This is a genomic window from Kribbella sp. NBC_00889 (assembly GCF_045207705.1).
Lineage (GTDB): Bacteria > Actinomycetota > Actinomycetes > Propionibacteriales > Kribbellaceae > Kribbella.
Window position 1 is genome coordinate 2649810 of record NZ_CP108783.1, and the last position, 12078, is coordinate 2661887.

Genomic DNA, 12078 nt, shown 5'->3' on the forward strand with positions numbered 1-12078 from the left:
CGGCCTCCACCTGACCGCCGAAGAGCAGAAGATGCTCGTGGGAGAGCGCGGTGCCCCGGTGATCGAGGTCTTGCCAGAGGGCGTTGCGTCGCTACGCCGGTGGCGCGAGGTGCGCGTCGTCGCCGACGGCACCGGTGCTGCCATCGCACCGATGCCCTAGCTCGGTCAACAAGGTGCTGAGGGCGATGACCGTCGCCCTCAGCTCCGAGATGACGACGCGCTCGTTCGCGGCGTGCTGGCGTGAACCGTTGTCCTGGGCGCCGAACAGCAGGACCTCCGCGCCGGAGGCCGCGAGAGCGTTGACGAGTGGCACCGAGCCGCCGTTGGCGACCAGACTCACGGTGTCGGTCTCCCACGCAGCACGGAGAGCTGACACCGCCGCCTCGTACGCCGGCCCCTCCGTCGACCCGTCGAAGCCTGGGCCGGCGTACTCACGGGTGACCTTCAGCGGGATCCCGAACGGCATCGCCCTCTCCAGGTGCTGGGCGACCAACTGCTGCGCCTCGTACGGGTCCTGGGCCGGATGCACCCTGATGTTGACCCGGGCTCGGGCGTACGGCTGGACGGCGGCCGGGCCGTCGGCGACAGACGGCGCGTCCAGAGCCGTCACCGTGATCGCCGGACCGGACCAGAGCCGCTCGCCCAACCCACCCGTGCCGAGCAGCGGGACGTCGTCGTGGACGGAGGCGAGCTTCCTGAACTCGCCCTCGGTCAGTTCCGAATCGGTCCAGGACTCTCGCCGCAAACCTTGCACGGCCACGTCGCCTGTCGGAGTGTGCAGGCTCGCCAGGGCCTGCAGCAGGGTGAGCAGCGCATCTGGCGCCGCGCCGCCGTAAGAACCGCTATGGCACGACCCGGCGAGAGTCCTGACCTCGACGAGAAGGTCGGCGGAACCGCGCAACGCGGTCGTCAGCGTCGGAGTACCCGGCCGAAGGTTGCCGAGATCGGCGATCACCACCACGTCCGCCGCGAAGAGTGTCGGTTGGTCGAGCACGAGCGCTTCGAGCTCGTTGCCGTACTCCTCGCCGGAGTCGACCAGGACCTTCACCGTCACCGGTGGCCGGCCGTCGAAGACCTGCAGCGCGCCCAGTTGGGCGATCACGTTGACTTTGTCGTCGGCGACTCCTCGTCCCCAGATCGCCGGACCGTGCTCACTCTCGTACGGCGTCGGCGTGAACGGCGGCGTGTCCCAGCCGTCGCCCGGTGGCTGAACGTCGTAGTGCGCGTAGAGGAGCACAACCGGTCCGTCGGGTCGAGAGCCTGGGAAGGTTGCCAGGATCGTCGGCGCCGCATCACCGACCTCGAGATCCTGAACCTGATCCGCGCCGGCGGCGGCCAATGCGTCGACGATCCATCGGTGGGCCTCCACCATCGGCTCGGCCGGGTGACCCGGAAAGGCGATCGACGGTATCGCGGCCAATTCGAGAAGGTCAGCCACGAGGGCAGGCAGGAGGGGATCCACGGCCGCCGGGACATCGGCCAACGGTGCCTGCCCTCGGGCGCTCATCGGGCCGGCAGCAGGTACCGCAGGCCCGCGATCAGGGCACCGCGCCAGCCCGCCCGGTCATGACCACCGTGGTACTCGTCGAAGTGGACGTCGTACCCCTTGGCCTGGAGCACCGTTCGCAGGTGGCGGTTGGCCGCGAGCAGCGAGATGCCGCCGTCGAGGTGCTGCGACTCCAGCTTGCCGGCGGCGATGTAGAAGCGCACGGCGGAGCGTTCCGCGGCGGCGAACTGGCGGGTGAGCCACTCGGGCTCGTCCTCGATGCCGTAAACGGTGGAGTCGGCGTCATTGTTGCCCCAAGCACCCTTCATGCCCCACCAGTACGAGCCGGACATCGACAACACGTTTCCGAACAGATCCGGTCGGCTGTAGGCCAGCCACGAGGACCCAAGCCCGCCGTAGCTCCCGCCGGACACGGCTACGTCGGCTGCCGATTCGCTGACGTCGTAGTGCTCGCGCACCCAGGGAAGCAGCTCGCCGGCGTACTGATCGACGAGTTGGGGATTGCAGACCATCTCGACCGAGCGGGACCAGAAGTCCTTGTTGTGCACGTAGACCGTGACGGTCGGGCGGATCTCGCCGCGTTCGGTCAGCTCGTCCATCAGAGCGGGAAGCCCCAGGGCGATGCCGCCGGGGCCGTCGAGCAGGAAGAAGACCGAGTACGGGCCGTCGTACTGGTCGCTCGGGACGTGGACCGAGACGGTCCGTTCGTCGCCGAAGGTTTCCGACCAGATCCGATGCTCGGTCAAGGTGGTCTCGCGGGTCCGCGCTCGCGCGATCAGGGCCTGGTTGGTGCGGCCCTTCGGCAGGGTCAGGATGTTCTCCCAGCGGACCAGGTCGGTGGCGTCCCCGAGAACCGCGCGGTTCTCCTCGAACAGCTGTTTGCCGTCGAGCATCATCCGGTCCTGGTTGAACGGGTCGTCGCGGAATGCCAGCTGACGGTCCAGCGCGTACGCGTTGAGGCTCTCGGCAGTTCTGGTCGACGATTCGATCTGCTCGACGTTGAACAACGCCGTCCGGCTGTCGACGAGGAACCGGTAGCTGACCTCTAGCTCGTCGTACTCGGTGACGATGCTCTGGTACCAGACCTCGGTGCCGGGAACCTGCGTCATCAGGGCGCGGTCACCGGTGTCGCGGGACATCACGGCGTGCGAGTCGACCGCCACGGATTCGGCGGCCGGTCCGATGTACACGAAGGTCACCAACGTGGCGCCGGAACCGTCCTCCTCGATCAACGGACCACCGGATGCGGACAGCTCGTCGCGAAGTCGTTGCAGGGCTGCGGCCTGATCTGCCGCACTGTCAGCGACGAAGGTCCGAAGTGCCGGGCTTCGAAGGTCCGGTTGGACGGAGATGGTCATCGGGGCAACCTTCCGGCAGGGTTATGTCTTGTGAAATCTTTTAGAACACTACAGACTTTGCCGCACGGTCGACAAGGGCCGGCGGGTTCGAAGATGGCCCGCCGCAGATGAAGGGCGGGAGTCACGGATGGCTGATCAATCAGAGGTGCCGGCGGTCGTCGTCTTCGACGGGGCGGCGGCAGGTGGCGAGGAGATCGTGCGGATGATCCCCGGTCTGGGTGCAGATCAGGACGAGGTCGAGTGTGGAACGACGATCCACTCGCAGAGCGATGATGGCAGGGTCGCGGTCGGGGTGTGGCGCTGCGAGCCCACGACCGGCTGGATGCCGATGGAAATGGTCGGTCGCGCAGAGTTCTTCCAGGTGCTGGAGGGGTCAATGATCCTGCGCGAGCGCGGCGGTGAGCAGATCGAGGCTGGACCTGGGGCCAGCGTCTACTCTCCGTCCGGCTGGGTGGGGGAGTGGCAGGTTCCTGAGCGGTTGTTGAAGACCTTCGTGTCCTTCGAAAATTAGTTAAGGGTTGACAAGAAACTAAGTCAAGTTCATTGTCATGGAAACCTGAAGTTCACCGGACGGGTCCCGAGGAGTTGCGATGGTGCTGCCAGCCCAAGGCGTTGCGTCCGAGCAGCCCGCCGCGGAGAGCCGCAGGGAACGCAAGGTCCGGCGGACGCGACAGCTGATCCTGGACGCGGCTTGGTTGCTGTTCACCCGCGACGGCGTGGCCGAGACCTCGGTGGCGAGCATCGCCGAGGTGGCCGAGGTGTCGGAGGTGACGCTCTACCATCACTTCCGAAGCCGCCAGTGCCTGATCGACGAAGTGATGTCCAGTCGCGGGAACATGGAGCGCGCGGTGGCGGCGATCCGGGAGCGCCCGGCCTCGGAGGGTCCGATCGAGGCGATGCGGGCCATTCATCAAGGTCAAGCCGAGCTGTCCGAGGCCGAGTTCAGGCGCCAGGTCAAGATTGTTCGGATGATCAACAACGACTCGGTGATGCGGGGCGCCTACCGTCGGCAGCTCGGTGGCTACATCGAGCAACTGGTCGACGCACTGCTTCCCCGGGCCGAGCGGATCGGGATGTCGCGTCGGGATGTGCAACTGTTCTGCTGCGCGTTCGCTGGGATCATCGACGCGTTGTCCGAGGACGAGGCGGCGCTGGCGTCCGCCAAGGCCTGGGCCGATGCCACCGACGGCGCGCTCGTCGTACTGGCCAACGGCTGGGGAGGTGTGAAGTGAACCTCGTCCCGATCGAGTCGACGGTCCCAGCTGAGCGCTCGTTGTACCTCGGCGCCTCGCCGAACCGCCGGCCGCACACCGCCCTGACCCAGTGGCTGGACTGGATGCCTGAGGCAACACCAGCGTTCGGTGAGCAGAATCCGGTGTGGCAGTTCCAGTTGCAGATGGCCGAGATGTTCGGCAAGGAAGCTGCTCTGATCCTGCCGACCGGAAAGATGGCACAACAGATCGCGCTACGGATTGCGGCTGACGACAGCGGTGTGCGTACGTTCGCGGCTCACCCGTCCACACACCTTGTTTACTGGGAGCTCGACGGCTATTCCCTGGTGCACGACCTGACATTCGCGCCGTTGGGAGATCCCGACCGGCTGTTCGATCGGGCTGACATCGAGGGACTGGCTACACCGGTCAGTACGGTGCTATGGGAGCTTCCTCAGCGAGAGATCGGCGGTGTGCTCCCTGGCCGGCAGGCACTGTCGGAGCAGATCGCTGCTGCGCGGATGGCAGGAGCCAGAGTGCACCTGGATGGTGCGCGGGTGTGGGAGGCGCAGACGTTCTACCAGGTGTCGTTCGAGGAGATCGCCGCCGAGTTCGACTCCGTCTACGTGTCGCTGTACAAGTCCTTGGAGGTTCCCAGGGGCGCAGTCCTGCTGGGCACACAGGATTTCATTGACAAGGCATCTCGTTGGGCGATCCGGCTCGGCGGGGAGTCCGCCGGGAACTGGCCGATGGCCGTGGCCGGGATGTATGCGGTGGGCAACGTTCTGCCGCGGATGGCCGCCTATCGAGAGCGTGCTCTCGAGATCGCGGCTGCGCTGCGTGACGTCGGTGTGTCCACGCGCCCGTCACCGCCGCAGACGCCGTTCTTCATGGTCGAACTACCGGTGGGCGCCGAGGCGGCAGCCGCTGCCCACCGTGAACTCAGCGCAGAGACCGGTATCGAACTCTGCCGCTTCCTCCGCCCCGGCACGACCCCGGACCGCAGCAGCTTCGAGATCTCCGTCTCGGCCGCGGCGGACTCGATCTCGACCGCCGAGATCACCGGGTTCGTGGCGCAACTGATCGCTCGGGCCGACAGTTCGTCCCCGGTGGGGACGTCCTTGACAAAGGATCACCAATGATGACTTCATCAGGTTTTATGGGCATGGTGCACGCCGCTCGGCGTCCCACCCGCAGGGGCCGGACGGCGGCGGCGCTCGTCGTTGTGGCGATGCTCGCCCAGACCGGTTGCTCGACCGGTGGCGGCGAAGCCTCGGCCGGGCCGAAGAAGGGCGGCACCTTCACCTTCGCCGTACCGGTCGACCTTCCGTCGTTCGACCCCTACGCCAGCAACGCGGGAAGCGGCGAGATGGCCTACCTTGCGTACTTCGCCTACGACCCGCTGGTGAACCAGACCGCCGACGGGAAGTTCGCCTCGGGCCTGGCCGAGACCTGGCAGGTCGGGACGACCAAGACCACCTTCGTGCTCAAGAAGGGCGTCACCTGCTCCGACGGCACGGCGCTTACGGCGACCCAGGTCGCCGACGCGCTGAACTTCGTCGGCGACCCGAAGAATCTCACGCCGTACTACGCCACGGTGCCGTACCAGGTGGCCGGCGACGACACCACCGGCACGGTGACCGTGACGACCAAGCAACCGTTCGGTTTCTCGCTCGAGACCGTCGGTAACATCCCGATCGTCTGTGCGGCCGGGCTGAAGAACCGCAAGGCGATGGCAACGACCTCGGCGGGCACCGGGCCTTACGTGCTGAAATCGTCGAACCAGACGTCGTACACCCTCGAGAACCGGTCCGGGTACACCTGGGGCCCCGATGGGGCGACGACCGACGTACCGGGGACCCCGCAGCAGTTGGTCCTCACCGAGGTCACCAACTTCACGACCGCGGCATCGCAGATCCTGGCGGGGCAGCTCAACGGTGGGCGGATCAACGGACCGGACGTGGACCGCCTGACGGCGGCGAAGGTCACGCACACCGAACACCCGTACCAGAAGGTCGGTCTGAGCTTCAACGAGCGGGCCGACCACGTGGGCTCGGACGTCGCAGTACGACGCGCGATCTACCAGGCGATCGACGCGAAGGCAGTCGCACAGGTGATCAAGGGGACACCCGCGACGGGCCTCCGGGCAGGCAAACCGCTGCCGTGCGCGGGTGCCTCGGTTCAGGAGATGCTGCCGTCGTTCGACCCGGCCGGGGCTGGTGCCGCCCTGGAGGCGGCCGGCTGGAAGGCTGGTAGCGACGGCGTACGCGTCAAGAACGGCCGCCGACTGACCTTCACCATCTTCTTCCAGAGCGACGACAACGTCCTGGAACTGTTCCAGAAATATCTGAAGGCCGTCGGCGTCGATGCGAAGCTGCACCGCACGACCGCCCAGGAAGCGCAGGACCTGTTCACCAAGGGGACGGGTGACTGGGACGCCACGTACGGCGGGTACGCGGTACCACTCCCGACCAACCTGCAGCAGTACATCTCCGGGGCCCTTCCTCCGGCCGGGTACAACTTTGCCGCGGTCAAGAACAAGGCCTACGACAGCCGGGCGGCCGAAGCAACGGCACAGCTCGGCGACGACGCGTGCGCGAGTTGGGTCCAGGCGGAGAACGCGATCCTGAAGAGTGCCGACTTCACCCCGATCGCGGACGCCTCGATCAAGGTCTTCACCAGCAGGGGCGCAACGCTGGAGGCGAACAGCCTCCGGGTACCGGTGCCGACCAGTCTGCGACTCAACTGAGGGAAGAGGGTCCGATCGTGGCCGGCACCGATGTCGCCGTACTCGGAGCACCGAACACCGAACTGATGCGCCGTACCGCGCGGGCCGTCGTACACCGGGCGCTGGGACTGGTCGGGTCCTTGTGGATCTTGCTGACCGCAGGATTCCTGATGATCCACCTGGTCCCCGGCGACCCGGTGCGGGCCGCGCTCGGCAGGAACGCCGCGGAGGAGCTGGTCCAGGCGCGCCGGGCCGAGCTGGGATTGAACGATCCGATTCTCACGCAGTACGTGCGATACCTGTGGGACGTGCCGCGGGGGAGGCTCGGGGAGTCGATCTTTACCGGGCAGAGCGTCGCGACCACTGTCCGGGATCAGTTCGGCGCGTCGCTGAACCTGGCGCTGCTCGCGTTCGCGCTGGTCGTTGTGGTCGCGGTCCCGCTCGGTGTTGTCGCCGGCGCACTGACTCGTGGTGGCCGAAGGCGACAGTTCGAGCTGGGGTTCACCACCGGGAGCATCGTGCTGGCGACGATCCCTTCGTTCATCCTGGCACAGGTCCTGGTCTACGTCTTCGCGGTCAAGCTGGAGTGGCTCCCGATTGCGGGCGCCGCAGGACTTTCGTCGTACGTGCTGCCCGTCGTCGCGCTGGCAGTGACTCCGGCAGCGATCCTGACCCGGATCGTACGAGTCGAGTTGCTGGCGGTGCTGGATCAGGACTTCATCCGCACAGCCCGGTCGAAACGGCTACCGGTCTGGTGGTTGTACTGCCGGGAAGCGCTGCCGAACGCCATGACCGCGACACTGACGATGGCCGGGCTGATCCTGACCGGACTGATCGCCGGCACGATCCTCGTCGAGAACGTCTTCTCCTGGCCGGGGCTCGGAACCAGCATGGTGACCTCGATCCGGCAGAAGGACTACCCGATGGTTCAGGCGATCCTGATCGTCTACGGCTTCGGCGTCATCGTGACCAACCTCGTGGTCGACATCATCCTGGCCGCCATCGACCCGAGGTCGGCCCTGAAACGTGGGACGGTTGAGGGCTGATGGCGAGTCCGTGGAGAGCGGTTGTACGTCGTCCGGTCGGCGTACTGGGCCTGCTGATCGTCTCGGCCGTGGTCGTCATCGCGGTGATCGGCCCGCAGGTCTGGGCGGACGCGGCGTCGACCGTCCACACCGACAGCCTGAACCAAGGGGTCTCGGCCGGGCACTGGTTCGGGACCGACTCGCTCGGGCGGGACATCTTCGCGCGGGTGATGGTCGCGACCCGGCTGTCGCTGGCGCTCGCTGTGGTGGCCACAGTCGTCGGTGTCGCTCTCGGCGTCGTCGTCGGCTCGGGACGAGTGCTCCTGGGGCCGGTGGCCGGGCGAGCGGTCGATGTGTTCATCAACGTGACGAACGCGTTCCCGAGTCTGCTGATGGTCCTGTTCTTCGCGGCGATCTTCGGTGTGAACACGACCGGTGCGGTGCTGGCCCTGGCACTCGCGACGGCGCCGGTCTTCGCGCGCCTGACCTGGACACTGACGGCTTCCGTCGAGAGCCTCGGCTACGTCGACGCGGCGAAGGTGATCGGCGTCAGCCGGCCCCGGATCCTGGTCCGGCACGTCTTGCCGAACGTCGCGGAGGCGCTGATCCTGAATGCCACGTTGTGTGCCGGTACGGCGATGCTCGCGTTCGGTGGTCTCTCGTTCCTGGGCATCGGGATCCAGCCGCCGCAGTACGACTACGGCCGGCTGCTCAATGACGGCTTCTCGCAGTTCTACGTGAACCCGATGGCCGTGCTCGGGCCGGCCGCGGCGGTCATCCTGGCGGGGCTGGGGTTCAACTTCCTCGGTGAGGCAGCTGCCCACTCGGTCAGCGGACGCGCGGCCGCCACGAGCACGCGGAACCCGAAGAATGAGGCTGCCGGTGAGCAACGGTTGCGCCCGGGCTCGCCGAAGGTGCTGTGCGTTGAGCACTTGGAGGTGACGTTCGGCGCGGGAGAGAACTCGTTCAGCCCGGTCCGCGGAGTGAGTCTGGAGATCGAGGCCGGAGACTCGGTCGGCGTCGTAGGAGAGTCCGGTTCCGGCAAGTCGCTCACGGCGCTCGGTATCGCCGAGCTGATCGAAGCACCAGGCCGTGCGACGGCGGCCCGGCTGGAGTTCGACGGCAACGAACTGCGCTCCGTCGGGGAAGCCGAGAAGAACCGCCTGCTCGGAACCGCACTGGCCGTCGTTTTCCAGAACCCGATGACCTCGTTCAACCCGATCCGCCGGATCGGTCACCAGCTGACCGACGGAGTACAGCGTCACCTCGGCATGAGCCGTCAGGAGGCCCACGACCGAGCCGTCAGTCGGCTGACGGAGGTGGGCCTGCCCGAGCCGGAGGCTCAAGCCGAGCGTTACCCGTTCGAATTCTCCGGCGGGATGCAGCAGCGGGCGATGATCGCGATGGGACTGATGGGCAGTCCACGACTGATCATCGCGGACGAGCCGACCACAGCGCTGGACGTGACCACGCAGAGCCGGGTACTGAAGCTGCTGAAACGCCTGTGCGAGAGGGACAACGCGGCGCTGCTGCTGATCTCGCACGACATCGCGGTGATCAAGCGGACCACCCGGCGAGTTCTGGTGATGTACGCCGGCCGGGTCATCGAGGATCTTCCGGCGGCAGAGCTGGAGACGAAGGCGCTGCACCCGTACACGGCGGCACTGCTGTCCGCCGTACCGGATCTGGAGACGGACCGCTCGTTGCCCTTGACTGTCATACCGGGGCGAGCCCCTGACCCGTCGGAGGTAGGGCCGGGTTGTCCGTTCGCCCCGCGGTGCGACTACGCCACTGACAAGTGCCGCGCGAGCGAGCCGGAACTGGTCCCCGCGGGCGAACTGCACCGGGTGGCGTGCTTCTACCCGGACTTGGCGGCCGATCGCGTCCGGCCGACGACCCAGGAGAGTCTGGTATGAGCGAGCTCGAGTTCGACAACGTGACGATCTCGTACGGCGACCACAAGGTAGTCGACTCGTTGAGCCTGGTCGTGCCGTCCGGACAGATCGTCGGTCTGGTAGGGGAGTCCGGGTGCGGGAAGTCGACCCTGGCCCGGGCGGCGGTCGGGCTCCAGCCGATCAGCTCGGGCACTGTCCGGCTTGCCGGGAAACCGGTGCGGCGCGGCGCGAACCCTGGGCTGCAGATGGTCTTTCAGGACCCCTACGCATCGCTCAACCCGCGGATGAGCATCGGCAAGAGCATTGCCGAAGCCTTGCCGGCCAGGTTGGGACGCGGCGAGCGTCGGTCGGCCGTCGAAGCGGCGCTGGCTCAGGTCGCCATCGATCCGAGCCGCTACGACCTGTTGCCGGCGCAGCTGTCGGGTGGGCAGCGCCAGCGGGTGGGCATCGCCCGCGCACTGGTGGCGCAGCCGATGGTGATCGTCGCGGACGAGATCACGTCGGCTCTGGACGCGTCGGTGCAGGGAGCGGTGCTGAACCTGGTCCGGAACCTGCAGACGACGCTCGGGATCGGGATGCTGTTCATCTCGCACAACATGGCCGTCGTGCGGTACGTCAGCGACCGGATCGCAGTGATGAGCGAGGGATCGATCGTCGAGTCCGGTCCGAGCGAACAGATTGTCAACACCCCGTCGCATCCGTACACCCGGAAACTGCTGGACGCGGCCCGGCTGGAACTCGACGAGACACCACAGATCTCTGGAATCGTTTAGAAAGAAAGATACTCTTAGCCGACTACACGTTCTGACCAGCAGGAGGAAGCATGGTGCTGCCGGAAACCAGGCCGGCGCCTGATCCGAGCGAGCCCAAGCTTGGCCTGCGGGAGCGCAAGCGGCTGCGGACGCGGCAGACGATCCTGAACGCCGCCTGGCTGCACTTCACCAAGGACGGCGTGGCGAATGCGACGGTCCGCAGCATCGCCGAGACCGCCGACCTGTCCGAGGTCACCGTCTACAACTACTTCCCGAGCCGCGCCGACCTGGTCGATGCCGTCCTGCAGTACCAGGGCAGCATGGACCGCACCGTGGCGGCCTTGGCTGCCCGGCCCGCCGCGGAGGGCCCGATCGAGGCGCTGCGGAGGATCAACGACAGTCAGCGGGATCTGACCAAGGCCGAGTTCAAACGGTCGGTCAAGATCATGCGGATGATCAACAGCGACCCGATTCTGCGCGGAGCGAGCCGCAACCAGCAGGTCCGTCAGACCGAGGAACTGGTCGGTGCGCTGCTTCCGCGGGCCGAAGCGGCGGGGATGTCCAGGAACGACCTGCACCTGCTGTGCGTGGCCTGGATGGGCATGCTCGACGGGCTTTCGGAGATGAAGTCCGCTCTCGTGTCGCCGGAAGCGTGGGCAGACGCCTGCGACTACGCGCTGTCTCTCCTCGCCAGTGGCTGGGACGCTCGCTGATCCGCTGGTCGGCTCTACTTCTCCGTCGTTCGTTGTTCGGTACCCGAAAACGTAGCCTGGGGCGACGCGCTGCCCTCGGCCCGTCCTCCTTCCCAGCCCGCACTGCTCGCGCAGTCTCGCGACTGGAGAAGGGCAACGGAGTCTCCGACGCGACTGCGTTCATCAGGTAGGAGCGCCGGGGCAGTGCTTACCGCTCAACGGTCCGGCCGGTGTCTTCCGGGTCCGCGCGCTCGTGAAGAAGCACCTCGTCTTGCTGAGCGACACCAAACAACTTTGCGGCGGGACGCCAGTGGGCCGGTGCCGCACCGACGGATCTGCCATTGTGACGGCGGCGTCGGCACGAGCATCAGAACCCCGGTGGTGCGTCATCGAGATCTGGAGGCCTTGCGCCGGTGATCGTCGCCGGCGGGTTCGATGTCGTGGGACCGGACGTGCTCGTAGGCCATAGACGTCTGGACGTCGGCGACCTCACGGCGTTCGGTGAGACGGTCGATGACGAAGGCGTAGACGCCGTTGACGTCCGGTACGGCGATGTGGATCACGAAGTCATAGGCGCCGGACGTCACGAAGAGGCCGATGGTCTCGGGCAGTTGCGCCGCCCACTCGCGGAACTCTTCGATGACGGGACGCGCCGGCGGCCGGATCCGCACCGAGATCAGGGCCTGGACGGCGCGCCCCGCGGCCTCCAGATCCAACGCCGCATGGAAACCCGTGATGACTCCGTGCTCACGGAGCAGCCGGACGCGTTCGAGGGAGGTCGACGGAGAGACTCCTGTTTTCGCTGCGAGGTCGCGATTGGTTTGCCGTGCATCGTGCTGCAGCTCCCTCAGAAGTGCCCGGTCTACCGCATCAAGTTCCACAATTTTGCCAATCTGCCGCAGGAAGTTTG

Annotated in this window: 11 protein-coding genes and 1 pseudogene; 8 read left to right on the forward strand and 4 right to left on the reverse strand. The window is 66.8% G+C overall.

Annotation, left to right across the window (positions count from 1 at the left end):
* Positions 1-91: 91 nt before the first annotated feature.
* Both OG817_RS12745 and OG817_RS12750 read right to left on the reverse strand, forming a co-directional pair.
* Positions 92-1507 (reverse strand): M20/M25/M40 family metallo-hydrolase, encoded by a 1416-nt coding sequence (locus OG817_RS12745; protein ID WP_406054353.1) that lies wholly within the window; start codon positions 1505-1507, stop codon positions 92-94.
* A complete protein-coding gene (locus OG817_RS12750; RefSeq protein ID WP_406054355.1) occupies positions 1504-2865 on the reverse strand; it encodes an alpha/beta hydrolase-fold protein in 1362 nt (453 codons plus the stop codon). Before OG817_RS12750 ends, OG817_RS12745 begins: the two co-directional genes overlap by 4 nt.
* Before the next feature lie 127 nt (positions 2866-2992).
* Here OG817_RS12750 and OG817_RS12755 point away from each other — a divergent pair, with 127 nt between their 5' ends.
* The 8 genes from OG817_RS12755 (at position 2993) to OG817_RS12790 (ending at position 11189) form a co-directional block, all read left to right on the forward strand.
* Positions 2993-3376 (forward strand): cupin domain-containing protein, encoded by a 384-nt coding sequence (locus OG817_RS12755; protein WP_406054357.1) that lies wholly within the window; start codon positions 2993-2995, stop codon positions 3374-3376.
* 79 nt (positions 3377-3455) lie between these two features.
* Entirely contained in the window at positions 3456-4097 is a 642-nt protein-coding gene (locus OG817_RS12760; RefSeq protein ID WP_406054359.1) for a TetR/AcrR family transcriptional regulator, read from the forward strand.
* The gene (locus tag OG817_RS12765) at positions 4094-5218 is read left to right on the forward strand and encodes a threonine aldolase family protein (RefSeq protein WP_406054361.1); all 1125 of its coding nucleotides are present in this window, start codon (positions 4094-4096) and stop codon (positions 5216-5218) included. The genes OG817_RS12760 and OG817_RS12765 overlap by 4 nt, the downstream gene beginning before the upstream one ends.
* A complete protein-coding gene (locus OG817_RS12770) occupies positions 5215-6825 on the forward strand; it encodes an ABC transporter substrate-binding protein (RefSeq protein WP_406054363.1) in 1611 nt (536 codons plus the stop codon). Before OG817_RS12765 ends, OG817_RS12770 begins: the two co-directional genes overlap by 4 nt.
* 17 nt (positions 6826-6842) lie before the next feature.
* The gene (locus tag OG817_RS12775) at positions 6843-7850 is read left to right on the forward strand and encodes an ABC transporter permease (RefSeq protein ID WP_406054365.1); all 1008 of its coding nucleotides are present in this window, start codon (positions 6843-6845) and stop codon (positions 7848-7850) included.
* Positions 7850-9745 (forward strand): dipeptide/oligopeptide/nickel ABC transporter permease/ATP-binding protein, encoded by a 1896-nt coding sequence (locus tag OG817_RS12780; protein WP_406054367.1) that lies wholly within the window; start codon positions 7850-7852, stop codon positions 9743-9745. The genes OG817_RS12775 and OG817_RS12780 overlap by 1 nt, the downstream gene beginning before the upstream one ends.
* Entirely contained in the window at positions 9742-10497 is a 756-nt protein-coding gene (locus OG817_RS12785; protein WP_406054370.1) for an ABC transporter ATP-binding protein, read from the forward strand. The genes OG817_RS12780 and OG817_RS12785 overlap by 4 nt, the downstream gene beginning before the upstream one ends.
* Positions 10498-10547: 50 nt before the next feature.
* On the forward strand, positions 10548-11189 hold the full coding sequence (locus OG817_RS12790; protein ID WP_406054372.1) for a TetR/AcrR family transcriptional regulator: 642 nt from the start codon (positions 10548-10550) through the stop codon (positions 11187-11189).
* A gap of 365 nt (positions 11190-11554) precedes the next feature.
* Here OG817_RS12790 and OG817_RS12795 read toward each other — a convergent pair whose 3' ends face one another.
* Entirely contained in the window at positions 11555-11884 is a 330-nt protein-coding gene (locus OG817_RS12795; RefSeq protein WP_406057422.1) for an Lrp/AsnC family transcriptional regulator, read from the reverse strand.
* A 27-nt stretch (positions 11885-11911) separates the two neighbouring features.
* Positions 11912-12049: pseudogene (locus OG817_RS12800) on the reverse strand (Lrp/AsnC family transcriptional regulator); the annotation flags it as partial.
* Positions 12050-12078: the final 29 nt, after the last annotated feature.